The organism is Hyphomonas atlantica corrig. (assembly GCF_017795365.1).
In the GTDB taxonomy this organism is placed as follows: domain Bacteria; phylum Pseudomonadota; class Alphaproteobacteria; order Caulobacterales; family Hyphomonadaceae; genus Hyphomonas; species Hyphomonas atlantica.
The window spans coordinates 1,145,876-1,166,802 of the sequence record NZ_CP051254.1 but is presented as its reverse complement, the minus strand read 5'-3'; the positions used below and the strand labels follow the sequence as shown (position 1 = coordinate 1,166,802).

Genomic DNA, 20,927 nt, shown 5'->3' with positions numbered 1-20,927 from the left:
GTTTACTCGCCCTGCTTTCCCCCCTCAATCACACGGAATGCCGGGCGCTTCGGAGGATCAGACTGACGAACAGGCGCCTCTGCAGGCTTGGGCGGCGTGTCCTTGGGAGGGTCTGGTTTCAGATCAGAGGCACGAACCAGTTTCGGCGTGCCACGCACCGGCTTTTCAGCCTCGGGCGGCGGCGTATCCTCTTCGAGATCATCATCCAGCTGGCGCACACGCGGAGGCGGTCGCTTGTTGAAGCCACCAGGCTTCTTTTTCTTCGCGCCAAAGCCCGAGCGCGCCTTGCCGCGGGCCTTCTTGTCGATTTCCTTCAGCTTCATCTGCTGCAGGCTGGACAACGCCTCACCGTCACTGCCCTTCAGCGGGTCGGCAAAGGCGGAGCCATAGGTCTCGATCCGCTCTTCGACCTCTTCAAGAAATTGCTTTTCCCAATCGGACAAGGGCGGGCCAAGGCCCTGCTCAGCCAAGGCCGCCGCTTTCCGCAGCTTGCGGAGCGCCGCACGTTTCTTGCGTTCGTCGACATCTCGGCCCATGAGCGGAGAATATGGTGATTATTGCGCCGGACGCAAACCCGCTCAGGCTTCGCCGAGGGCCAACAAATAGGTGTCGAGCACCATTTCCTGTTCTTCGCGCTCTGCCTTGTCGACCTTGCGCAGTTTGATCACCTGGCGCAGCGCCTTGGTGTCAAAGCCGAACGCCTTGGCTTCGGCGTAGATTTCCTTGATCTGCTCGGCGACCTCTTTCTTCTCCTCTTCCAGACGCTCGATCTTGGCGACGGTCTGGCGGAGTTTCTCGCGGGTCGCTTCGGTGAGATGGGTGATCGAGGCGTCGTCGTCCATGAGAGTCTCCTTGGGAATCGGGTTCGAAAAAGAAGGCGCGTCTTAGCCGGAGTTTCACTCGCTGGCCAGACGGCGAATGGCGTCAGCGACAGCGCCGCCCTCACCATGATGCGGCATATGCCCTTCATGCGGCAGGATCACGAGATCAACAGGGACCTGTTTCTTGAGTTCGCCGACATGAAGCTTTGGCGAAATCACCGTGTCGCCGCTGCCGGAAAACACCGTGATCGGCAGGTCCAGCTCTCCATAGCGTTTCGACTGCTCCGCCAGCTGGTCTTCCAGCGCTTTCACATCCCGTGCATTGGCGCGGAAATTCCTGGGGCGGAACAGCAATCCGATGGCGGATTTTTCCGAATACGCATCCGGTGCGGGCGCAGGATCGAATACGCTCGTGATCCCCCCGGCGAGCTGGCCGGGGCCAACAAGGGGTGGCAGCTGGCTAAACACAGGGCCCAGCACTGGCGGCGCAGCAAGCGAATTGTACCAGGCCTGACCACCGCCGCCCCAATCATGGGTGACCGGTGCCAGCAGGACGAGCCCTTTCACAAGCTCTGGCCTGTCCAATGCGACCCGCAAGGCGACTGCACCGCCGAAGGAATGCCCCACAAGGACGGCCTTTTCACCCGGTGCCAGCGTATCGAGCACGCCCGCCATCTGCGCGGCTTGCACGCCAAGGTCGTGCGCGCCATCCGGTCGGTCTGAATACCCGTGACCGGGACGGTCAGCCATGAAGATGCGATGCTCGTCGCGAAGGCGCGGAGACAGCGTCCAGGTAAACTCGCGCGCATTCGCGCTGGCTCCGTGGATCATCAGGACGGGCGGGCCAGCCTCCCCTTCCTGGATCACGTGCACCGTTTCGCCATTTACCGGCACAGTTGCGCCGACCGGCGGATGCTGGGACTCGATCTTGTTCTTGTAGGCGGCGCTGGTCACGCACGCGCCCGTACCAAGTGCGCAAAGACCGAGAGCGGTGGCCGTAATCATGCGCCTCAAAGGCCCTGACCTTCAGAGATCTTGGACAGCCGCTTCTCTGCGACAATCGCCTGCTGCATGCGCGGATAGATTTTCCGGGCCTCCCGATAGGCTTCAAGCGCGTTCTTGGGAGAGCCCATCTGTTCGAACATGATGCCGAGACCAGACCACGCCCCGAAATGCCGGGGCTCCAGCCGCAAGGTCTCGTTCAGGTCCCGCAGGGCTTCGGGATAATTCTCGTCCATCAGGAAGAGTGACGCCCGGCGGTTCCACGCTTCGGCATAATCCGGCTTGATCAATATGGCGCGATCATAAAAGGCCCGCGCTGTTTCAAGATCGCCGCCCGTTTGGGCGTCCACGCCCCGCTGCATGATGACATCCACAGTGGGCGAACCGGACTCCATCCACGAGGCCCAGATGTCCATGGCAACGTCATGCGCTTCGCTGTCGCTGGGGGCGGCGCGCAATTTTTCGAACATGTCTTCACTGGGTTCAGCATGAGCTGCCCCCGCAAGGAACAGAACTGCCAGAAAAAGCGCGCGTATCATCCTTTCGATATTATGCCGCATACGCGCCGCGACAAGCTTTCTTGGCGGTCACAGCAGGCCCTCTTGCACCAATGCCTGCTCGAGCCCTTCTGCATGCTTGAAATGGTGCGTCCGGAAGCCCAGCGCGTCTGCCGCTTCCACATTGGGCAGGCTGTTGTCGATGAATATGACCTTATCCGGGTCAGGCCCGTCCATCATCTTCAGCGCGTGATGATAGATGTCGGCATTCGGCTTGATCATGTTGATCTGCCCCGACACGACGACATGGCGAAAGCGGCGCAGCACATCGAATGCTTCAAGCATCTCGTCCCACGGATCGGCCGGCATGTTCGACAGGGCATAGAGCGGCACGCCGCGCGCATCCAGCCGTGCGATCAGCTCAGCCGTGCCATCCATATAGCCATCGAACATTTCCATCCATCGCCGGCCCCAGGCGAGGATTTCTGCTTCATAGTGTGGGTAAAGCCGGATCAGCTCAGCCGCATTGTCAGCAAAGCTTACGCCGGCATCATGCCGTGTATGCCACGCCATGGTGCAGACATCCGACAGGAACACATCACATTCCTGCGGCGTATCAAATATCTTCGTGTAAAGCCGGGAGGGTTCCCAGTCGAGAACCACATGCCCAAGATCGAACAGCGCAATTTCAGCAGCCATAGTGCCGCCTCATTACCTGTTCATGTTCACGTCAGCCCTGCTTTGCTTTGAAGCGTGGGTCGGTTTTGTTGATGACGTAAACGCGGCCCTTGCGGCGCACGATCTTACAGTCGCGGTGGCGCGACTTGAGCGATTTGAGAGACGAGCGGACTTTCATGGGCCTAGCCTGTGGATCATAAGGAATTGGAAAGCGGAGCGGGTAATGAATCCGATGCAAAGAGTCAAGGATGCACGCTGTCATGAGCGTGCAGTTTCAGGAGCTGGAAAAATGGCCCTCATCGCGCTGAAGCGCTCTCACATTATTGCCGCCGCTGCAATGACCGCGCTGGTCGCTGCCTGTGCGACGAGTTCCGGACAGGCTGCCCCGCCCATCGCAGGCCCTGCGCCCGTTCCAGCGCCGGAAACCGGCCCCATCACATACGCAACCTCCGGGCATGGCGGTATAGACGCCTGGCGCGCTGCCTTTTCCGAGAAGGCGCTCGCAGCAGGCCATGACCGCGATGTGGTGAAATCGGTTCTATCTGGAATCTCGCCTCTGGAACTCTGGCTGGGCTCCGCCTTCCAGCCTGCCAAGACCGGGATTGAAGACCAGGCCGAATTCGCCAAGCCGATCTGGGATTATCTCCGCGTCCCGATGAGCAATAGCCGCATCAGCACCGGTGCCTCCCGCCTTGCTGAAAACCCCGCGCTCTTCGACGCGCTGGAGGCCGCCTATAATGTCGACCGTGAAGCGATCGTCGCTATCTGGGGGATGGAAACAAGCTTTGGTGCGGTTAAAGGCAATTTCGATGCGCCGAACGTGCTCGCCAACATGGCTGTCGAAGGCCGCCGCAAGAGCCTTGCCGAGCGCGAGCTTCTCTCCATCATCAAGATTTTGGAACAAGGCGATGCAGACCGGGATGATCTGATCGCCGGGTGGGCAGGCGCGATGGGTCACACGCAATTCATGCCCTCCACTTTCATTGCCTATGCCGAGGATTTTGACGGCGACGGCAAGAAGGACATCTGGGAGAATGAGGCCGATGCCCTCGCCTCGACCGCCAATTATCTCGCCAATTCCGGCTATACGCTGAACCAGCCCTGGGGCATCGAAGTACTGGCCCCAACCGGCTTTGATTTCAGCCTGGCCGATGGCAATGAACGCCGCGTGGAAACCTGGTCCGGCGCGGGGCTCGTGCCGGCGCGGGGCGGCGCATTCAATACGGGCGGCGCGAACTATGCCGAACTCTGGCTGCCTGCCGGGGCAGAAGGCCCGAAATACCTGCTCTTCAACAATTTCAAGGCCTTCAAGACCTACAACAATGCAGACTCCTATGCATTTGCGGTTGGCCTTTCAGGCGATGCCATGGGAGGCCAGACTGGCCCGGTCGCATCCTGGCCAACCCATCTGACTCCGCTGACCGTGGCTGAGATCAAGATCCTACAGGCCGAGCTGAACGCACGCGGCTTTGATGCAGGCGTGGTCGACGGTATTCCCGGCCGCAGAACGAAGGGCGCGCTGCAGGCCTTCCAGAAGTCAAAAGGACTGGTCGCAGACGGCTATCCGACAAAGCAGGCATTGTCCGCGGTCATGGGCAGCCCGGTTGTCGGCGTCGCCTCCAGCACAAACTGATCAAAGAGCGTCGGCGGCCTCGTCTTCATCTGGCTCGCCGACGCCATCCTTCAGCCCGAACCGCGCATAAAGGATCATGAAGGCCAGCAAGGCTGCGCAGAACAGGAAGGGCAGTTGGGGATGGACATACTCATATACGAACAGGCCGAAGAAGGGCGTGATGATAAAGCCCATGCCGTTCGCCGAGATCACCAGTCCGGCCACATTGCCTTGAAGTTGCGGCGAGACAGCCAGTGACGCGCCGCTGGAAAAGCCCGGCCGAGCCAGTCCCTGCCCCAGCCCGATGCAAAATTGGGCGAGGATAAGATTGGCGTAGTCCTGCGCAAACACCATCAGCAAGGCCCCCGCCAACAAGGGCAGGCACCCGCCCCACATCAGCGTCTTGTTCTTCAGTTTCATGCGCGGGATCAGCACGAGCTGCGCAAGCAGAACGGCAAGCGCGCCCACGGTGAAGGCAGGCCCGGTGAATTGCGCGGCTTCTTTTCCGGACACGCCCAGCTTGTCCATCACCGAGAAAACGAAAACCTGCGTCAGCACGCCGGTCGTCAGCGACAGGCAAACTGCGAAGATCAGAAACGGCAAGACCGGGCCGGAGCGCCACAGGCCGCGCGCGCCCGGTATTTCCTCAATCTGCGTGGCATCTGTCACAGGTGCGCGATCTTCCGGCAGCCGGAACCAGATCATGGCCGACATGGTGAACGCGATGATCGCCGTCAGCAGCAATGGGCTGAGCAGGCCCAGCGTGGCCACAAGCGCCGCGGCGAAGGCCGGGCCGATCACTGTGCCGACGCTGAAGCCGGATGTGATGAAGGCGATTTCTGACTGACGCTCCGCCTGGCTGGTCCGGTCTGCAACATAGGCCTGCGCGGCGGGGTTCGTGCCGGAACCGATAAGGCCGAAAATGGACCGCGACATGGCAAGGCAGGCAAACATGAGAAACGTGCCCGTCAGCACACCTGTCAGGGTGAGCAGTCCTGTCAGGAAGAGGAGCAGCATGGAGACGCCATAGCCCGCAAGGCCAAGCGCCGCGACGGGCCGCCTGCCCCACCGATTGGACCGCCCGCCCCAGAATGGAGACATCAGCGACCAACACAGCGCCGAAAGACCAAACACCGCGCCGGCCATCCAGTCCGGCAGTCCGATCTCCCGCGTGAGCGGTGGCAAGACTGCTGCGATCAGCATCGTATTGCCCGCGCCAATTGCCATGAGAGAGAAGAATAAAAGGAAGAACGCACCGCGTCGGTCTGGCCGTGACATGTCTGGAGGAATCATTTGCCCTGCGCTCATGTCATCTGTCTTCGGCCCGTCATCGGAAAATGTCCAGCATCATGACGGGCGTGCCGTTGGGACAGGCAGGCAACCGAATTCCAACACGACCTTCAGCACGGAAGCGGGTTATGGTTGGACAATGCCCCACCCTCGTCATAATCTTGCTAAAGGGTTAACTTAAGAGGCTGGGAGTATCTTGGGAAACGCACGGGGATATCTCACATGCTGCGGAAATTGATGTCTAAGCCAGCCGGACTGGCACTCGGCACAGCCATGGCGGGCCTGCTCGCCCTGTCATCCTGCGACCAACAGGATTTGCGTCTCGAACGCGCCCGCGATCTGGCCGATTCGACCCTGGATCAGCTGAGCGGACGGACCATTGTCGAGCCATCGTCACCAAACGCACTGGAAGCCGTCGACGTCGCAGATCGCGCAATCGCCGGCACAGTGCGCAACGACATGAATTTCGAAACGGCCAGCGCCAGCTCGATGTTCGCCATTGGCTCCATCATCGCAAAACCAAAAAACATTCCGCCCGCCGAGGCGATGGCAGTTGTCGAAGACGACGCATTGTTCCTGGAAGACCCGGAAGCGCTTGAGGAGGTCGCCGAGGAAGAGGTCGCGCTGGAAAGCGCGCCGGACGCAGACATGGACGCCATCACAGCGCCCGCACCCGCAGCGCCCTCCACCACACGCAGCCTGACGGTACAGCCCGCACGCGTGATGCCGAAAATCAAGCTGGACCCCGCGGCCAGAGAGCAAACCCTTCAGAAAATCGAGGAAGCTTCCCGCGAACTGGAGCAAGCCGCCGCGAACGAGCCAGCCCCGGTCAAGCGTACCCGTTCCCTGAACACTCGCTCGCTGGAATCCGCTCCGGTGATCGAGCAGAAGGCTGCCCGCAAACTGGCGCGCCGCTCCGTCATCAGCCGCGATGCAATCACCGCGCAGCGTGATGCCAACTCCGTCATGCTCGACACATTGTCAAAATATGGCATGGGCGGCGAAGTTGCCCTGTCGCGCGAGGGCCAGATGGTCATCCAGATTGGCGAGGATGGCGCGAGCCCGACCCAGTTCACGCCTGAGCGTGCCCCGCGCAGCGCGCTGCAGAATTTCCTCGCGGTCGATGCCAAGCTGGAGTGCCCCGACAATCCGGACATGATGCAGGTACAGTCGAGCCCGGTCCTGGCCACAGAATGCATCGTGAAGGATCTGCGCGAGTCCGGACAATTCGAATATGTCGAGAAAGACTATATTTTCGAGAACCAGTTCGCCCGCAAACCCACACCGGATACACCGACTACCGGCACGGGCGTGACGCCAGATGTCATCACCGATGCCTCCATCACGCCGAATGATCCGCTCTGGGATTTGCAGTGGCACTTCCAGAACAATGGCTCCGGCGAAGGCGAATCCATTGGCGGTTCAAGCTTCCAGGATTTCTGGACCCGTCAGGGAACGGAAGGCTCTGAAGACGTCGTCGTTGCGGTGGTGGATACCGGCCTGCAGCTGGAACACCCGGACATCAAGGATTCCCCGAACATCGCGCCGGGCTGGGACATGGTATCGGATCCGCGCATGGGCAATGATGGCGACGGTCGTGACAGCGACCCGAATGACCCCGGCGATCTGTGTGACCCGTCTGTGCCCTATGCCGCTGACACGTTCCACGGCACGCATGTGGCCGGCACGATCGGCGCCGCAGCCACCAACAATGCCTCCGGCGTTGCGGGCGGTGCGTGGAATGTGAAGATCGTTCCCGTTCGTGCACTCGGCAAATGCGGCGGTCGACTGTCTGACATCAATGATGCCATCCGCTGGGCGGGCGGCCTGATCCCGGCCGAAGATGAAGAAGGCAACGAGATCTGGAACGACAATCCGGCGGACGTGATCAACCTGTCCATCGGCCTGTTCGAATTCTGCCCGGCCTCTCTGCAGGACGCCATCGACTCCGTCACGGAACGCGGCGTGATCGTCGTGTCCGCTGCGGGCAATGCCCGTGTCGCCACGCAATACTACGCGCCCGGCGGCTGCGCCAACGTCATCACAGTGGCGGCAGGCGATGCCCGCGGCGTGATCGCGCCCTATTCGAACTTTGGTCCGGAAGTCGACATTCTGGCACCGGGTGGGGATCTGACGCGTGATGACAATGGCGATGGTCGCCCGGACGGCGTGCTGTCCACCAAGGCCGCAACCAATTGCTATGACCCGCTGACGGGCGATGCTGTTGAAGATTGCTACTACGCCTTCGAACAGGGCACATCGATGGCAGCGCCGCATGTCTCTGCCGCGCTCGCCCTGTTAAAGGCCCGCGACCCGGACGCGACGCCGGACGAGTTGAAGGCGACTCTGCTGGCGGCTGTGTCGCCCCGCTCTGCGCAACAATGCTCCGGCTCCTGCGCGCTCTATCCGGGCACCACGCCGATTGAAGGCAGCGAGGGCATGTGTTCACGCCCGTGCGGTCAGGGCCTGTTGGACCTGGCGCTGGTGCCGGAAAAGATGAGTAGCGGCGGCGAGTAATGTCAAAGCGCCGCCCCTCCCCCATACATGTCGGCGGCCCCCTCGGCATTGCCGGAATCGCCCTGTTGGGGAGCGCGGTGGGCCTGGTCTTCGTGGCAAATGATGATCCGGATACGCCGCAACCGGCCATTCAGCAGGGCAGCGTCGTCTCTCCCGTAGAGGCGCCAAAGACGGATCCCCGCCCCCCAATCGGAAGTGTCGGCGTGGAACAGGTTCAGGCGGCCTCCACATCCAAAGACGCCCCGGCCGCATCTGGCCCCGCAGAGGTTACGTTCATCGTTCGCCTCAAAGGGCGGCCGGAGATCGACACGATCTGCCGCAACTACAAGCGCGACCGCGACACGGCGCTGTCCGCCTTTGATGATCTCGCTGCAGACATTCCGGCGCTGAAGGAGTTCAAGCTCGTCGGCGCGAGCTATTCCGGAGAGATCAGCCTTGCCTATACGCTGCCCGCCGGGGTCGATGCCACGCGCGGCCGGATCGAGGAAATCCGTACAAGGATTCTGTCGATCGACGGGGTTGCCTATGCAGACCCGGACTTTGTTGCCCATCCCGGAGAGGACAAACGCAAATGACTGCTACCCGCACGATCCTGATCGCTTCCGCATGCGCCGTTTCCCTGACGGCCTGCGATTTTCTGATCGCGAGATCCCCCGATGAGCCTGAACCGGTCGAAATCACTGCCCCCCCTGCCCCCGAGGAAGAAGCGCAGGTCGAGATGCCTACCGAAGCGGAACGCCCGGTGATGACGGCCAGCACGGCTACGATTGACTGGGAAGCCGCCCGCGCCGACATGGCCGCGCGCTCCAGTGAAGACAGCGAAACCGGATTCCAGGTCGCATCCGGCAGCAACGCCCCGCCCGTTCCGGTCCTGCTGCCGACCGGCATCGTCGTGCCTCAGGGCGCTGAGGGCGGTGTGCGCTTCCAGCCCATGAGCGATGGCTATTTCGCGGCCTATCCGGGCATCGACTATGACATCGTCGTAAACGGAACAAATGAAGTGATCGGCGCCGATGCGCGCCCGGAAGACGAGGCCGAACCGGTGCTGACCTATACGTCTACAATGACCGGCGCCCAGGTTTCCTTCTCACGTTATGGCGCTGACTATCTCGTCGAGTTCGAGTGTAAGGCGCTGCCAACAAGTGAAGCCGAGTGTATCTCCGAGCAGGAAGCTCTGGAGGTCACCAACAAGCTGGTAATTGCGGGGACGCGTTGATGAAACCAACGAGATTGCTGCTACTGGCGAGCACCGCTCTGATGCTCGCCGCATGCGACTTTGTGAGATTTCCGGGGGATGGCGGGCCAAGCCCGGAAACGCCGGACACTGGCCCGGCTGTTCCGCCGGGCGCTCCGGGGCCGCCACCGCCCTCTGCCCCCGTGGATGATCCATACGGTACGGGTGGAGACACCGGCACAGATGACGGCGATGTAGATGCCGGGCCGGATATGCCCACTGATGCCGTAACGGATGATCCGGCAGAGCCAGACGATGGAAGCGACGACCTTCCTGACGATACGGATGCGGCAACTGATACAGACGCAGATGCACCCGCAGACGACGCCGACACGCCCGCCGCGGACGACACCACCGACGGCGAGCCGGATGCGGATACAAACAATCCTGACGACACAGACACCGTTCCGAACACAGACATCGACACTGATCTGGACACTGGCGACGATACCGACACCAATCCCCCATCTGATGACGATGCAGGCTCAGATGACACCCAGGCTCCGGACACGCCGGGCGATACGGATACGCCAGCGAATGATGGTGGCGACGACACAGCCAGCCTTCCGGACCCTGTCGAGCCCACTTTCAGCTATTTCGAAGCCGGCGCACTGCTGCCCGGCTCCGGTCAGGGCTCGCCTGACCAGATTGCCTATGCGCCCGACATTGTTTTCCCGATTGCGGATGCGCCGGCCTATCTTCAGTCACAAGTGTTCAGCTTTGGCGGCGGCGTTGCAGGCGGCGACCAATGCGATGCGCGCAATTACACTTATCCGTGGCGAGATAATTTCTGCGAAGTCCGCTCGGCCAATCGCACCTCTCCCTACTGCCCTCTTCCAAAGGTTCATCAGGGGCAGGACATTCGTGTCGGCACAGCGGCGGATTGCAATACGCTGCGCCGCACATCAGCGGCGGACCGTGCCCTGCACAAGGTGGTCGCTGTGGAGGACGGCATCATCTCTCATGTTGGCACCTATAGCGTGAATCTGCGCGCGGGCGGCCGGATCTACAAATACATGCACATGAACATGAGCAAGCTGGAGGTGAAGGCCGGTGACCCCGTCACCGCAGGCCAGCACATTGGATATGTCTCCAACGATTTTGGAGGCACTCCGACCACGTTCCACCTGCACTTCGAGATCACGCAGAATGATGCCAATTCAGGCTGGATCCATGTCCCGCCCTATCTGTCTCTGGCAGAGGCCTATGAGCGCCGTGAAGGCGGGCCAGGCGAAGTGATCGAAACCGGGGGCGTCGAGGTGGCCACCGCGCCTTTCATCATTCCCGAAGGCATGGAAATCATCGAATAGGTTTCGGTCAGGCCGGTCTGAAGGTCAGCGCAACGCCATTGTTGCAATATCTCAGGCCGGTCGGCGCCGGGCCATCCTCGAAGACATGGCCCTGATGACTGAGGCATCTGGCGCAGTGATATTCTGTCCGTACATAGATAAGTTTGCGGTCAGGCTTGGTCCCCATCGCGCCGGGCAACACATCGAAGAAGCTTGGCCAGCCTGTGCCGGAATCAAACTTTGTATCCGATGAAAACAGCGGCAGGTCACAGCCCGCACAATGATAAGTGCCGGTTCGGGCCTCATTGTTCAGGTCAGACGTGAATGGCCGCTCCGTGCCTTCCTTGCGCATCACGCCATAGGCCGCCGCGCTGAGGCGCGCTTTCCAGTCATCTTCGGTCAGCTGCCGCCATTTTGAGTCCGCATAGCGATCCTCATTGTTCTCGTTCTCGGCATCCGCCGCTTCAGAAGTCGAATTGATGGAACAGGCGGCAAGGCCTAGCGAGGCGGCCCCGGTGAGGAGCAACGCGCGGCGGGAAAGCGTTTGGGTCATGCGTTTCATACGCGGGACCATGCCGCATGGTTCAGTCGCGCACTACACACAAGCGCGTGAAACCTGTGTCAGTGGCTGTCTTCGACCCAGACTTCACCGTCCAGATCGTCCAGCTTTCCCTGCAAATGGGCCCGAACATCGGCCACGGCCTGATTGTAGACAGCCGGGCCAAGGGTTTTGATCATCAGGTCAATAATGTCGTCGGCGCGGAAATCGCTCAGCCGTTCGTCGAACTCAGTGGCAAACAGGGTTTGCAAATGCCCGCGCAAGGTCACGCGCCGTTCTTCGGTCAGCTCAAGCTTTTTCATCTCCGTCTCCCTTGCGCTGGTTGCGCCCGAAGTTCACCGCGCCGGAATCCTGGCCGGCATCAATGATGGCTTTCCGGATTGAGCGCGCCCGCGTGAATTCATTGAACAGCGTCTCGCCGTCGCCCCAGCGAATGGCCCGTTGCAGCGCGGCCAGGTCTTCAGAAAATCGGCCCAGACACTCCAGCACGGCATCCTTGTTATTGAGGAACACATCGCGCCACATGACCGGGTCGGAGGCAGCAATACGCGTGAAATCCCGGAAACCACCGGCGGAGTATTTCACCACTTCGCCCTGCTCCACCGTCTCCATGTCGAAGGCTGTCGCCACGATGTTGAAGGCAATCAGATGCGGCAGGTGAGACGTGATCGCCAGAACGCGGTCATGCCGCGCGGCATCCATCGTCTCGACCGTCGCGCCAAGCTGCGTCCAGAAGGATTCGAGGCGAGACACCGCCTCGGCATACTCCTCGCCGTCTACCTTGAGAGGGGTCAGAATGTGCCAGGCATTCCGGAACAGGGTCTCAAAGCCCGCTTCCGGCCCGGATTGCTCAGTACCTGCAATCGGGTGACCGGGAATTATGTGAACGCGCCCGTCCGCCGCCGCGGCCAACGCGTCCGCAGCCTGTCCCTTCACCGAACCGACATCCGTCAGGATCGCGCCGGCTTTCATCAGCGGAACGGTTTCAGCGGCAACGGCTTTCAGCGCGCCAACCGGCACACACAGGATAACGCAATCGGCATCCGCGACCGCTGTTGCCAGATCGTCTGCGATTTTGCCGAGATCAATCGCGGCCGCACGCTGGCGCACATCCAGATCGGCGTCATACAGGCTGACCGTCTCCGCTGCCCCGTAGGCGCGGGTCGCCCGGGCAATGGACGCGCCGATCAGGCCGGCGCCGATGATGGCGATCTTTTCAAAGACGGGGTTGGTCATGGAGTTCCTGCAGTCAGATTTCGCTCGCTCTGGTGCGGAATGCGGCGCGATTGGTCAAGGTCTGATGTCCCTGCAACCATCTACCGCAGATGACAGCCGCGACATCACACTTACATTTGAGCGACAGAACGCAACATATCGCGACAAATGACGACACGAAGCAACGCGATACGACACCGAGCAAAGGTATCGACAGATGAGCCAACCCTCCCCCATCCTATCCGGAATTCGACAACGCTGCGGCCAGTGTGGTGAGGGCAAGCTGTACAGCTCCTACCTCAAACTGCACGAGACATGCCCGGTTTGCGGGCGGGACATGTCATCAGCCGATACGGCGGACGGACCCGCCTTTTTCGTCGGGTTTGGCGTGCTGTTGCTGCTCGCACCATTCCTGTTCCTGCTGCCGATGAGCCCATTGCCATTGGTGCCGATGATCATTGCGTTCATCGTGCTGTGTGCAGCCGTTGTGGGACTGTCGCTCTGGTTGCTCCCGGTCGCAAAAGGTGTGCTGCTGAACCTCCAGCTCCATCACGGCGCGGAAGAGGCAAGCTTCAAACCCGGCAGCGAAGACTAGCCGGAAACAGCCTGTTCATCGCGCTCGCCGGTACGAATCCGGATGATGCTGTCGAGATCGTAGATGAAGATCTTGCCATCGCCGATCGTGCCGGTATTCGCCGCCTGCGTGATCGCCTCTGCATAGCGTTCAGCAGATGCCGCGGGACATGCGACCTCCACTTTCACTTTTGGCAGCAGGCGCACTTCATACTCAGCGCCGCGATAGACTTCCGTCTTGCCCAACTGGCGACCATAGCCACGCACTTCGGAGACGGTCAGACCGGTTGCGCCCGCTTCGGACAGCGCATCGATGACCGCATCCAGCCGGCTTGGTTTGAAGATGGCGGTTACGAGTTTCATGGCGCTCAATCCTTTGATCTGTAATGCCTATTAGGTCTTTCTAAAGTACAGAGCGCCCGGTTGGGGCGTCAATGTCTTTCGCGACCATTGGTTGTCGCAGGCCGCGTCAAACGCACTTTTCCGGTCACAGGTGCCTCCGCACCGCCTCCTGGAGAGGCATAAAGGCGTTTTACAGCCTCCACGAGCACCACACCGCCCAGCCCCGGCGCAAGCATTCGCCCCATCACTTCCCAACCTTCTGCGGCGGTCGTGACCAGCGGCGTGGCCACAGGCGGCATGTAAAGCGCGCTGCTGGAGGCGGTAACCTGAAACAGGCCGATGGACAGCAAATTCATCAACTGCGCCCTGGTCCACGGCCTGCCCTGTCCGAAAGGCGTCCGCGTCGCACGCGACCAGAGACCCGACCGATTGGACGCCGCCAGCACGATACGCCCTTCAGGGGCGGTGACGCGCCAGATCTCACGCAGATAGGCGCGCGGATTGCCGGACTCCTCCAATCCGTGGAGCACGATGACGCGATCGAACATGCCATCCGGGAAAGGCAATCGTTCATCACCGACTGAAACCGTGGCGTTTCCCCTGCCGAACGGGTTCCAATTCACAGGCCCATGATCGAGCGGAACCCCCGCAACGCTGCGGCTGGGCGTTCCACCGAAAGCCTCCAGCACCGGAATGGCGTATCCAAGCCCGAGTAGCGACAGTCCCCTCGCATCTCCCCAGAGGTCAGTCAGCTTGCCCGATAGTATCCTCGCCGCCGCCAAACCGAGGGCGGAGGCATAGAAACGTTGCAAAGTGACGGCATCCTGACGCATGAACGGCCCTGTGCTAGTCTGGTCTGCTGGAGACACTGATGACGAAGATCACCCTCGACATACACAAATTTCCCTGCCTGAACGATAATTACGGCTATCTCGTGCATGAAGCCTGGTCAGGACAAACCGCCGCCATCGACACGCCCGATGCCGACAAATACCTGGCAGAAGCGGATCGAATGGGCTGGTCAATCAGCCACATCCTGAACACGCATTGGCATCCGGACCATGCCGGCGGCAATCTGAAGATCAAGGACGCAACCGACTGCACGATTTACGGACCCGCCGGCGAAGCCGAGAAAATTCCCGGTATCGATGTGCAATTGTCGGAAGGCGACCGCGTTGAGCTTGGCCGCGCGACAGCAGTCGTTCTGGATGTGCCCGGCCACACACTTGGACATATCGCGTTTCACTTTGCAGAGCAGAACACTGCCTTTGTCGGCGATTCCGTTTTCGCACTTGGCTGTGGCCGCGTGTTCGAAGGGACGATGGAAATGATGTGGGACAGCCTGTCCAAGCTGAAATCCCTGCCGCCAGAGACGCAATTGTACTGCGCACATGAATACACTCAGGCAAATGCCCGGTTCGCAGAGACCATCGATCCGGACAATACCGATCTGGCGGATTATATTCGATGGATCGATGATCGCCGGTCACGCGACCTGCCGACTGTACCGACTCGGCTCGACAAGGAACTTGCGACAAATCCATTCCTGCGCGCCGATGATCCCGCGCTGCAAAGCGCCATGGGCCATCCGGGCAATACAGTTGACACCTTTGCGGAGATCCGGACCCGAAAGGACCGCTTCTGATGCCCGCCATTTCCGGCGACCTCGGCGCAAACGAGATCATTCGAATGCTGGGCCTGAGGAAGCATCCGGAAGGCGGTCATTACAGCGAAACCTATCGCGCCCCTGCCCTCAACGGGGAACGTGCCGCATCAACAATGATCTATTTCCTGCTGCAGGCAGATGAAGTCTCTGCGTGGCATCGGGTTGATGCAGACGAATTCTGGCTGTGGCATGCAGGCGGTCCGCTGTCCCTGACCCTGTCACCACCCGATGGACAAGAGGCACGCGCCATGACCCTCGGTCCGGATTTGCGCGCTGGCCAGTCCCCTCAAGGAATCGTTCCGGCAAACTATTGGCAGACAGCAGAAACCCTTGGCGCGTGGACGCTTGTTTCCTGCATCGTCGCACCCGCTTTTCATTTCGGAGGCTTCGAACTCGCACCAGACCAGTGGCGCCCGGTCATCTAGCCACGCATTTTTAGCGCTTGTTTCATCAACGGAGACAGGATCGCTACAAGCCAGCGCTCGCTCCGGCTCCTGGCAAACTTGCGAAAATAGCGGGACAGGCTCTGCGCCTTGTGTTCGAGAACCGCATCAGATGGAACATCCGAAGTCGAACCATAGTGCAGCGCGCTTGCATGCGGTTGATACACAACGCTTCCGCCCATCTCGATCACGCGGCGGCAGAGATCAACGTCTTCGACATGCAGGAAATAGTCTTCATCGAAGCCGCCCATGCTGCGAAATGCCTGACGGTCGATCATGAAGAACGCACCGGAAACCGCCCCGACTTCGATGGATTCTCTTGGAGGCGGGTCGTTTTCCAATGTCCATTTCCCAAACCCCATCGCACGGGCAAGCGTCAGCGTATTGCGCCGGCCACCGCGTTCCTCCCGGCCATGAATATCGAATATCTTGCCGCCAACCAGAACGGGCTCAGCGCGCTGGTCCATCGCGCCCACCATGCGCGCCAATGACCCGCGCCTGAGAACGGCATCAGGATTGATCACAAGCAACAACCTGCCAAGCGCGCCGGCGGCGCCCTTGTTCACGCCAGCGCCAAAGCCGGGATTGGTCCCGTCCCTGACCAAATGAACCTTGTCAGACTTTGCCACGAACCGATCAATCCACTCCTGCTCACCAACTGGGTTGCCGTTGTCCACGACAACAATTTCGGAGACGTCCGGATCGGATTTCAGGGCATACAGACATTCGTGAAGGCGCGGCCCGGTGTGATAGCTCACCACGATCGCCGTAATTGTTGGAAGGGTCATGCAAGCGATTCCCGTACCCGCCGTGACAGAAGAAAGAGCGCGCCGACGGCCAGCGCCAAAGTCGCCCAGAACGCTTCGTTCCAGACACTGTAGGAGAAGCTGAAAAGACACAGCGCCGCTGCGAGCATTCCCGCCGTCGCATAGCGCACATCAACCCTCAACCTGTCGCCCAGGGGAAGTGTCCATCCAAGAAGCAGGATTGCCAGCGATGCAAGCGCCGCACCGATCAATCCGGTCTCCGCCCATATCTGCAAGGCCATATTGTGAGGGTGTCCGGGCACCACGGGATAATAGGCCCAGAAGTCCGGCAGCTGCGCCATCCAGTCAGGATACTCCGCATAGGTCTCCTGCCACGTTTTCGAGGCCTCAATTCCATGCCCCTGCAGCGGCGCCTCTCCGATCTTTCCGATCACAACCTCCCAAGACCAGGCGCGCGACTGGAAGGAGCCCGGCAGATTGATCCCGGCTGCCTTTACCAAGCCCAGCAATCCGCCGATCAAGAGCGGTGCACTCAGGAGATAGGCAGCGGCGAAGGTGAACAAGCCGCGCAATCCATATTTCGGGAACACGCGCACCACCAGAAATGCGACCAACATCAAGATCGCGCCAAACATGGCAGCGGATACTCCGAGCAAAGCAAAACTGGCGACGCTCGCCAAAACAGCGACAAGCGCGAGCGCCTTCCAGGCCAGACCCGCCCGCGTTCCCAGATATGCAGCGAGCACGGGCAACACGAGTGCGAACGCATTGGCACCCCGGTCCAGATTCTGGAACCCACTCGGATACTGCGCAGGATCGTGACCATAGAAAAACGGAATGACAGATGCCGCCAGGAAAGGGCTGAGCCAGACCATGACACCGTGAATCGAAACGCTTCCCAGCATGATACGGGACGACACCTGAGCGCGCCCCTCCTGAGTTTTAAGCAGACCGCCCACCAGTAAAACTGCGAATGCGAGGACGAGTGCGAGTCGCAATCCGGCTGACCGAATCGCCAGGTCACCTCCGAAGAGACTGCCGCTGATGATTCCTCTCGACCCGGGAGACCAGAATTCGGTTATCACGGCCCAGGCAATGAATGCGAGTGCCGCCAGGACATACGCCTTCGGCCGAACTCCGGGTCGTGCAATAAACAGTACAGGAACAGCCGCAAGACCAAGCAAGAGTGGATTGCCCTGCGTGCCCGCCATGCTGGTAATCGGCCACAACAGGAATGCCGCAGCAAGAAAAGGTGCGTAACTCATGCCACGCATCTTTTCCTGATCTGCCCGGCCTGTCACCTGTCTATTCGGCGCTGCTGACCTTCAGGTCAGGCGCCAGCGCTTCCTGCGCGAGGTCTACACATGCATCATCCAGAGAGATCATCTGCTGACCATTGCTGCCCAGGCGGCGAAGCGCGAGCGTACGATCTTCCGCTTCACGTCCGCCGACGACCGCGATGATCGGGACCTTCTGAACGGAGTGCTCGCGGACCTTGTAGTTGATCTTCTCATTGCGAAGATCCGTCTCGACACGCAGCCCAGCCTTCCGCAGGGCCTCGGCGGCCTCTTCGGCATAATCGTTGGCCGCGTCCGTGATGGCCGCAACCACGACCTGCACTGGCGATAGCCAGAGCGGGAACGCACCTGAAAACTCTTCGATCAGGATACCGATGAACCGTTCCATCGATCCCAGGATCGCGCGATGCAGCATGACGGGGCGCTGTTTCGATCCATCCGGCGCTGTGTACTCTGCGCCGAGACGCTCAGGCAGCACATAGTCAAGCTGCAGCGTGCCACACTGCCAGACGCGGCCAATCGCATCCGTCAGTTGGAATTCCAGCTTTGGACCATAGAATGCCCCCTCGCCCGGCATGATCTCACATGGCAGGCCCGCCGCATCGACCGCCTCCTGAAGGCCTTTCTCGGCCCGGTCCCACGTCTCGTCACTGCCGGCACGCACATCCGGACGCGTGGACAGTTTCACCGCAATGTCTTCAAAGCCGAAGTCACGATAAACACTTTCCAAGAGGCGACAGAACTTGATCGACTCCTCGACGATCTGGTCCTCACGGCAGAAGATATGCGCATCGTCCTGCGTGAACTGACGAACGCGCATGATGCCGTGCAGCGCGCCATGCGGCTCGTTGCGGTGACAGCATCCGAATTCTGCAAGGCGAAGCGGCAGGTCACGATAGGATTTCTGGCCCTGCTTGAACACTTCGACATGCGCCGGGCAGTTCATTGGCTTCAGCGCCATCAGCTTGGCATCTTCCGGCACGGAGATTTCAACGCCTTCATCCCCTTCCGGAATGAAATCCGGAACGATGAACATGTTCTCGCGATACTTGCCCCAGTGACCGGATTTCTCCCACTGAACGGAGTCCATCAGCTGCGGCGTCTTGATCTCTTCATAGCCTGCCGCATCGAGGCGGCGACGCATGTAGGATTCAATCTGACGCCAGATCTGATACCCTTTCGGATGCCAGAAGATGGAGCCCGCCGCAGCGAGGCCATCGAGATGGAACAGGTCCAGCTGCGTGGCCAGCTTGCGGTGGTCGCGCTTCTCGGCCTCTTCCAGACGCGTGAGATGCGCTTTCAGGTCTTTCTCGTTCGCCCAGGCCGTGCCGTACATGCGCTGCAGCATCTCGTTCTTCGAGTCCCCGCGCCAGTACGCACCCGCCAACTTCATCAGTTTGAAGGCTTTTGGCAATTTGCCCGTCGATGGCAGATGCGGCCCCCGGCACAGATCAAACCACTCGCCCTGCTTGTAGACCGTGATCGGTTCGCCCGGCGGGATGATGTCGTCGATGATCTGAGCCTTGTAGTCTTCGCCGATCTTCTTGAACGTCTCGATGGCATCTTCCTTCGCCCAGACTTCGCGGATGATCGGATAGTCTGCGTCGACAATCTCGCGCATCTTCCTCTCGATCTTTTCGAAGTCTTCCGTGGAGAAAGGCTCTTCGCGGGCAAAGTCGTAATAAAAGCCATCATCGATCACCGGTCCGATCGTGACCTGTGCATCGGGATAGAGTTCCTGCACCGCCTGGGCGAGCACATGCGCCGCGTCATGACGGATCAGTTCAAGCCCATCGGCATCATTCGCCGTGACAATCTCAATGCTGACATCCCCCTCAAGCGGGCGCATCAGATCTCTCAATTCGCCATCCACTCGCGCGGCGAGCGCTTTCTTTGCAAGGGAGTTGGAAATCGATTTGGCGACATCGAACGGAGACGCACCGTCTTCATATTCTCGAACGGAGCCGTCTGGCAGGGAAACTTTGATCATGGTTCAGTCTTTTCGTGCATATCGGCGCTGCAGGCAGCGCGGCAAATTCGGTTCCGGTCTGGCCCTTTATCCGGCGACTGCTTAACGCGACTTCACCAGATTTCCCACCCCATACACATTGAACGTGCAGTCTGGCAGGCCGGAACCAGAGTCCGGGGTTCATTTCGGGCTGTTTTACGGGTGCGTGATGCGGGCGCGCAGCAGCGCGGCCAAGGGCGCGTCAGGCACCCCGGCGAGTTCGTGTGGTCAGGCCAACAGGGCCGAAGAAGAAACGAATATCACTCATTGAGGTCCCTATGGCACGTTGCGTTCCGCTTTTCAATTCGCGCCATCACCTTCCCGGCTGACCACTCTCCATATCGCCAGGGCTGCCAGAATGGCACTTTCGGCAGGGGTTCAGGTACGGGGTCTCTTCCGAGGCTTCCCCCCGGCCTGCACCGGATAAACCGCGCCAGCGCCATCCAGATGCCCGGCCACCAACCGAAACGCGCAACACATTCAGCGCCATATTCGCTGCAAGTCGGTGTGTGCTGGCAACGTGCGCCGAAGGCATAGAAAATCTGGCTCGGCCCGTGTTTGTAGAGCCAAAGCAGGCTCTCCGCCGCGTGCCGCCTCAGCCCGGCCATCTCAATTCACTGCCGCTCGCGACAATCCGCGACTGGCGAGTGCCTCATCGATGGCCGCGACAGCCGCCTCAAATGCCAGCAGGGTCGATGTGTGCCGCGGTGGATAGTCCGCCACGGGCTCAAGATGGCGCAGCTCCCAGAACCGGCCTTCCGGTGGGGGGCCATTGTCTTTCAACATGTCTTTCAGCGCATCGCGCGCCGCGATGATTTCTTCAATCGTCGCGCCAACGGCATGTTCGGCCAGGATCGACGTCGCGGCTTGCCCCAGCGCGCAAGCCTTGGGATCTACAGCAATTGCGGTCACGCGCTCGCCTGCCTCGTCCAGTGTCAGGTCCACTTTCACGGTCGATCCGCAAACGCGGGACACTTTCAGCACGGACCCGTCCGGCGACTCTAGGTCGCCGACATGCGGGATGCCTGCTGCCAGTTCCAAAACCCGATTGTGATATAGCTCGCTCATCACCCGGAACATGGCTCTGGGTCGCCCCTCTTGCAAGCCATTGCAGCT

25 protein-coding genes are annotated in these 20,927 nt (G+C 60.5%); 8 read left to right on the top strand and 17 right to left on the bottom strand.

Annotated elements, in window-relative coordinates; all coding sequences use genetic code 11:
- Positions 1–2: 2 nt before the first annotated feature.
- The 6 genes from HF931_RS05905 to ykgO are packed head-to-tail and all read right to left on the bottom strand — an operon-like array spanning position 3 to position 3,176.
- Positions 3–536, bottom strand: coding sequence for a hypothetical protein (locus HF931_RS05905; RefSeq protein ID WP_273012693.1), 534 nt, complete (start codon positions 534–536; stop codon positions 3–5).
- 42 nt (positions 537–578) lie between these two features.
- A complete protein-coding gene (locus HF931_RS05900; protein WP_027836821.1) occupies positions 579–842 on the bottom strand; it encodes a DUF2312 domain-containing protein in 264 nt (87 codons plus the stop codon).
- Between the two features lie 54 nt (positions 843–896).
- Positions 897–1,826: an alpha/beta fold hydrolase gene (locus HF931_RS05895; RefSeq protein WP_273242402.1), complete on the bottom strand. Its 930-nt coding sequence runs from the start codon at positions 1,824–1,826 to the stop codon at positions 897–899.
- A 5-nt stretch (positions 1,827–1,831) separates the two neighbouring features.
- Positions 1,832–2,362, bottom strand: a complete 531-nt coding sequence (locus tag HF931_RS05890) for a tetratricopeptide repeat protein (RefSeq protein ID WP_273242400.1) — start codon at positions 2,360–2,362, stop codon at positions 1,832–1,834.
- Positions 2,363–2,410: 48 nt separating this feature from the next.
- On the bottom strand, positions 2,411–3,019 hold the full coding sequence (locus HF931_RS05885; RefSeq protein ID WP_273242398.1) for an HAD family hydrolase: 609 nt from the start codon (positions 3,017–3,019) through the stop codon (positions 2,411–2,413).
- 31 nt (positions 3,020–3,050) lie between these two features.
- A complete protein-coding gene (gene ykgO, locus HF931_RS05880; protein ID WP_011648318.1) occupies positions 3,051–3,176 on the bottom strand; it encodes a type B 50S ribosomal protein L36 in 126 nt (41 codons plus the stop codon).
- A gap of 111 nt (positions 3,177–3,287) precedes the next feature.
- Here ykgO and HF931_RS05875 point away from each other — a divergent pair, with 111 nt between their 5' ends.
- The gene (locus HF931_RS05875; protein ID WP_273242396.1) at positions 3,288–4,631 is read left to right on the top strand and encodes a lytic murein transglycosylase; all 1,344 of its coding nucleotides are present in this window, start codon (positions 3,288–3,290) and stop codon (positions 4,629–4,631) included.
- Here HF931_RS05875 and HF931_RS05870 read toward each other — a convergent pair whose 3' ends face one another.
- Positions 4,632–5,888, bottom strand: coding sequence for an MFS transporter (locus HF931_RS05870; protein ID WP_241764120.1), 1,257 nt, complete (start codon positions 5,886–5,888; stop codon positions 4,632–4,634).
- A 234-nt stretch (positions 5,889–6,122) separates the two neighbouring features.
- Here HF931_RS05870 and HF931_RS05865 point away from each other — a divergent pair, with 234 nt between their 5' ends.
- From HF931_RS05865 to HF931_RS05850, 4 genes are read left to right on the top strand one after another with little or no spacing between them, the layout of a single operon-like run.
- Entirely contained in the window at positions 6,123–8,417 is a 2,295-nt protein-coding gene (locus HF931_RS05865) for a S8 family peptidase (RefSeq protein ID WP_241764121.1), read from the top strand.
- Positions 8,417–8,992, top strand: coding sequence for a hypothetical protein (locus tag HF931_RS05860; protein WP_273242394.1), 576 nt, complete (start codon positions 8,417–8,419; stop codon positions 8,990–8,992). Before HF931_RS05865 ends, HF931_RS05860 begins: the two co-directional genes overlap by 1 nt.
- Entirely contained in the window at positions 8,989–9,633 is a 645-nt protein-coding gene (locus tag HF931_RS05855) for a hypothetical protein (RefSeq protein WP_273242392.1), read from the top strand. The genes HF931_RS05860 and HF931_RS05855 overlap by 4 nt, the downstream gene beginning before the upstream one ends.
- Positions 9,633–10,961 carry a M23 family metallopeptidase gene (locus HF931_RS05850; RefSeq protein WP_273242390.1) on the top strand — a complete coding sequence of 443 codons (1,329 nt, stop codon included), beginning with the start codon at positions 9,633–9,635 and terminating at the stop codon, positions 10,959–10,961. The genes HF931_RS05855 and HF931_RS05850 overlap by 1 nt, the downstream gene beginning before the upstream one ends.
- Before the next feature lie 7 nt (positions 10,962–10,968).
- On the opposite strand, the gene msrB is transcribed toward HF931_RS05850, so the two are convergent.
- The 3 genes from msrB to HF931_RS05835 form a co-directional block, all read right to left on the bottom strand.
- Positions 10,969–11,493 (bottom strand): peptide-methionine (R)-S-oxide reductase MsrB, encoded by a 525-nt coding sequence (gene msrB / locus HF931_RS05845; protein ID WP_272981836.1) that lies wholly within the window; start codon positions 11,491–11,493, stop codon positions 10,969–10,971.
- A 68-nt stretch (positions 11,494–11,561) separates the two neighbouring features.
- Complete coding sequence (locus HF931_RS05840; protein WP_272981835.1) at positions 11,562–11,801, bottom strand: DUF2164 domain-containing protein; 240 nt, start codon at positions 11,799–11,801, stop codon at positions 11,562–11,564.
- Complete coding sequence (locus tag HF931_RS05835; protein ID WP_272981834.1) at positions 11,788–12,735, bottom strand: prephenate/arogenate dehydrogenase family protein; 948 nt, start codon at positions 12,733–12,735, stop codon at positions 11,788–11,790. The genes HF931_RS05840 and HF931_RS05835 overlap by 14 nt, the downstream gene beginning before the upstream one ends.
- 196 nt (positions 12,736–12,931) lie before the next feature.
- On the opposite strand from HF931_RS05835, the gene HF931_RS05830 reads away from it, so the two are divergent.
- Positions 12,932–13,309, top strand: coding sequence for a DUF983 domain-containing protein (locus HF931_RS05830; protein WP_035547524.1), 378 nt, complete (start codon positions 12,932–12,934; stop codon positions 13,307–13,309).
- Here the strand turns inward: HF931_RS05830 and HF931_RS05825 are convergent.
- Together HF931_RS05825 and HF931_RS05820 are read right to left on the bottom strand one after the other, a co-directional pair.
- Positions 13,306–13,650 carry a P-II family nitrogen regulator gene (locus tag HF931_RS05825; RefSeq protein ID WP_035547527.1) on the bottom strand — a complete coding sequence of 115 codons (345 nt, stop codon included), beginning with the start codon at positions 13,648–13,650 and terminating at the stop codon, positions 13,306–13,308. The genes HF931_RS05830 and HF931_RS05825 overlap by 4 nt on opposite strands.
- Positions 13,651–13,718: 68 nt before the next feature.
- Positions 13,719–14,462: a class I SAM-dependent methyltransferase gene (locus HF931_RS05820; protein WP_035547530.1), complete on the bottom strand. Its 744-nt coding sequence runs from the start codon at positions 14,460–14,462 to the stop codon at positions 13,719–13,721.
- Positions 14,463–14,500: 38 nt separating this feature from the next.
- On the opposite strand from HF931_RS05820, the gene gloB reads away from it, so the two are divergent.
- Both gloB and HF931_RS05810 read left to right on the top strand, forming a co-directional pair.
- Positions 14,501–15,274, top strand: a complete 774-nt coding sequence (gloB, locus tag HF931_RS05815) for a hydroxyacylglutathione hydrolase (protein ID WP_272981832.1) — start codon at positions 14,501–14,503, stop codon at positions 15,272–15,274.
- Positions 15,274–15,720 carry a cupin domain-containing protein gene (locus tag HF931_RS05810; RefSeq protein WP_273242383.1) on the top strand — a complete coding sequence of 149 codons (447 nt, stop codon included), beginning with the start codon at positions 15,274–15,276 and terminating at the stop codon, positions 15,718–15,720. The genes gloB and HF931_RS05810 overlap by 1 nt, the downstream gene beginning before the upstream one ends.
- Here the strand turns inward: HF931_RS05810 and HF931_RS05805 are convergent.
- From HF931_RS05805 to HF931_RS05785, 5 genes are all read right to left on the bottom strand, one after another.
- Entirely contained in the window at positions 15,717–16,526 is an 810-nt protein-coding gene (locus HF931_RS05805; protein ID WP_273242381.1) for a glycosyltransferase family 2 protein, read from the bottom strand. The genes HF931_RS05810 and HF931_RS05805 overlap by 4 nt on opposite strands.
- On the bottom strand, positions 16,523–17,770 hold the full coding sequence (locus HF931_RS05800) for an O-antigen ligase family protein (RefSeq protein ID WP_273242379.1): 1,248 nt from the start codon (positions 17,768–17,770) through the stop codon (positions 16,523–16,525). The genes HF931_RS05805 and HF931_RS05800 overlap by 4 nt, the downstream gene beginning before the upstream one ends.
- Positions 17,771–17,810: 40 nt before the next feature.
- Positions 17,811–19,793 carry a threonine--tRNA ligase gene (gene thrS / locus HF931_RS05795; protein ID WP_273242377.1) on the bottom strand — a complete coding sequence of 661 codons (1,983 nt, stop codon included), beginning with the start codon at positions 19,791–19,793 and terminating at the stop codon, positions 17,811–17,813.
- 278 nt (positions 19,794–20,071) lie between these two features.
- Positions 20,072–20,419, bottom strand: coding sequence for a membrane protein insertion efficiency factor YidD (gene yidD, locus HF931_RS05790; RefSeq protein ID WP_273242375.1), 348 nt, complete (start codon positions 20,417–20,419; stop codon positions 20,072–20,074).
- Between the two features lies 1 nt (position 20,420).
- On the bottom strand, positions 20,421–20,882 hold the full coding sequence (locus HF931_RS05785; protein WP_345906739.1) for an iron-sulfur cluster assembly scaffold protein: 462 nt from the start codon (positions 20,880–20,882) through the stop codon (positions 20,421–20,423).
- Positions 20,883–20,927: the final 45 nt, after the last annotated feature.